The sequence below is a fragment of the Thioclava sp. F36-7 genome (assembly GCF_002020075.1).
GTDB lineage: Bacteria > Pseudomonadota > Alphaproteobacteria > Rhodobacterales > Rhodobacteraceae > Thioclava > Thioclava sediminum.
The window spans coordinates 1-2,684 of the sequence record NZ_MPZR01000027.1; the positions used below are offsets into that span (position 1 = coordinate 1).

The following is a 2,684-nucleotide window of genomic DNA, read 5'->3' on the forward strand; positions in this document are numbered from 1 at the left end:
TGCGCACACCGGGGTCATCTGGTCACCGATTCCGATAATATCCGGTCGGTCATTCCGATTTAATCCGGTCACGGATTCCGGGGTATCCGATCATCCCGGTTTCGAGTTGTGAGACCGGCTGCTGGGCGATCGTGCAGCAGGGTAGCCTTGCCGTCATCGAGGACGAGCAAGGAGCCCCAGAATGAGACGATTGCCAATGCGCAAGATTTCAGAAGCCCTTCGCCTGAGGGCCACCGGATTGTCGACGCGGAAGATCGCGAGGAGCCTGAACGTCGGGCAGTCGACGATCAGCGAGTATCTCAAGCGGGCGGAACGGGCCGGACTGTGTTGGCCGCTCCCGGACGGGCTGGACGAAGCCGCGCTGGAACGACGGCTGTTTGCACCGCCGGGCGGCCAAACGCGCCGAGGATTGGCGCAGCCGGATTGGGCTGCGGTTCATCGGCAACTCCGCCGCAAGGGGGTCACGCTGTCGCTGATCTGGGAGGAGTATCGCGCCGCCCATCCGGACGATGGCTATGGATACAGTCGGTTCTGCGACCTCTACCGTCGCTGGGAAGGCCGCCTGTCGCCCACCATGCGCCAGCACCATGCGGCTGGCGAGCGCGTGTTCGTCGACTATTCCGGCGATACCATCGAGGTGATCGATGGCGAGACCGGCGCGATCCGCGTGGCGCAAATCTTCGTCGGCGTCCTGGGTGCCTCGAACTATACCTATGTCGAGGCGACCTGGACCCAGAGCCTGCCGGACTGGATCGGCGCGCATGTTCGCTTGCTGGCCTTCTTCGGCGGTGTGCCCGAGCAGATCGTCTCGGATAATCTCAAGGCTGGTGTGACCAAGGCCTGCTTTCATGAGCCGCAGATCAACCGCACCTATGCCGAGATGGCCGCTCATTACGGCACGGCGATCCTGCCGGCGCGTCCCTACAAGCCTCGCGACAAAGCGAAGGCCGAGGTCGGCGTTCTTGTCGTCCAGCGCTGGATCATCGCGCGGCTGCGCAAACGGCGGTTCTTTTCTCTGGCCGAAGTGAACGCGGCGATCCGCGATCTGCTGCCGGGACTGAACGGCAAGATGACCCGGCACCTGGGCGCCAGCCGCCGGGATCTGTTCGAACAGCTCGACCAGCCCGCGCTCCGGTCGTTGCCCGCGGCCCCCTACGAGTATGCCGACTGGGTCGAGCGGCGGGTCGGCCTCGATTACCATGTCGAAGTTCATAAGCACTACTACTCCGTGCCCCACCAGCTCCTGAAGAAGACGCTCTGGGCCCGGATCACGGCCCGGACTGTCGAGATCTTCCAGGAAGGACAGCGCGTGGCCTCCCATGTCCGAACGTCTGGGAACCGCAAGCATACGACCGTGGCCGCGCACATGCCCGCCAGCCATCGCCGATATGCCGGGCTCACCCCCGCCGAACTGCGGCGCATGGCCGAGAAGATCGGTCCCAACACGGCGAACCTCGTGGATCTGATCCTGCGCGCCAAGCCCCATCCCGAGCAAGGCTTCCGCGCCTGCATCGGGATCGTGCGCCTCGCCAAGCCCCATGGCCGGGACGCCCTTGAAGCCGCCTGCCTGCGTGCTGGCGAGATTGGCGGCCTGTCATACAGCTCGGTCAAATCAATCCTCCGGAACAACCTGCATCGCCGACGGCCAGAGACCCCCGCGGAGGGCCCGGCGATCACACATCCCAATATCCGCGGCGCCAGCTATTTCCACTGATAAGGAGACATCCGAATGCTCGATCATCCCACCCTGAACCACCTGCGTGCCCTCAAGCTCGATGGCATGGCGGAGGCCTTCGCCGAGTTGCAGCGGCAAGACGATGCCGCCGAGCTCAGCCATGCCGAATGGCTGGGCCTTCTGATCGACCGCGAGGCCGCGAACCGCAGCACGAAGCGCTACCAGAGTCGGATGCGCGCGGCCAAGTTGCGCCATGGGGGCGCCGCCATCGAGGACGTCAATTACCGCGCCCCGCGGCAACTCGACCGGGACCTGTTTCGCCAGCTCGCGCACGGCGACTGGATCGGAAAGCGGCAAAATCTGATCATCACCGGCCCCTGCGGTGTCGGAAAGACCTGGCTGGCCTGCGCGCTCGGACAGAAGGCCTGCCGCGACGGTCGCACCGTCCTCTATCACCGCTTGTCGCGTCTGTTCGCCGATCTCGAACTCGCCCATGGTGACGGGCGGTTTCCCCGCTTGTTCCGCCAGATCATTCGCACCGACCTGCTCATCCTGGACGACTGGGGGCCCGAACGGCTGACAACATCGCAGCGCCGCGACCTGATGGAAATCGTCGAGGACCGCTACCAGAACGGATCGATCATCATCACCAGCCAACTGCCCGTCGACGCCTGGCACGACGTCATCGGCGAGCCGACCTTCGCCGATGCAATCCTCGACCGCATCGTCCACAACGCTCACAGGTTGCCCTTGGACGGCCCCTCACTGCGAAAGAACGAAACATGACGCGCGACAGGGCCACCGCCACGCGCGACGCCGCGCCAGCGTCGTGGGGCGCGCACGGCGCCGCGCGCGGCTCCCCTATCACGAACCTCGAAAAGCTTGACCGCATCAAACAGAGGCGACATCAAGAAAGCACGCTCAGTGGCGACGTCTCGCGGTGACCGGATATCCGGAACACCTGACCGGATGTTGTCGGAATGCCCGACCGGATGCGTCGGTGTGCGCA

The 2,684-nt window shown here is 64.8% G+C and carries 2 protein-coding genes; both read left to right on the forward strand.

Features of this window, described 5'->3' with window-relative positions; all coding sequences use genetic code 11:
- Positions 1–181: 181 nt before the first annotated feature.
- Entirely contained in the window at positions 182–1,714 is a 1,533-nt protein-coding gene (gene istA / locus BMI89_RS20465) for an IS21 family transposase (RefSeq protein ID WP_078572603.1), read from the forward strand.
- Positions 1,715–1,729: 15 nt separating this feature from the next.
- Positions 1,730–2,461 (forward strand): IS21-like element helper ATPase IstB, encoded by a 732-nt coding sequence (gene istB, locus BMI89_RS20470; RefSeq protein WP_038148989.1) that lies wholly within the window; start codon positions 1,730–1,732, stop codon positions 2,459–2,461.
- Positions 2,462–2,684: the final 223 nt, after the last annotated feature.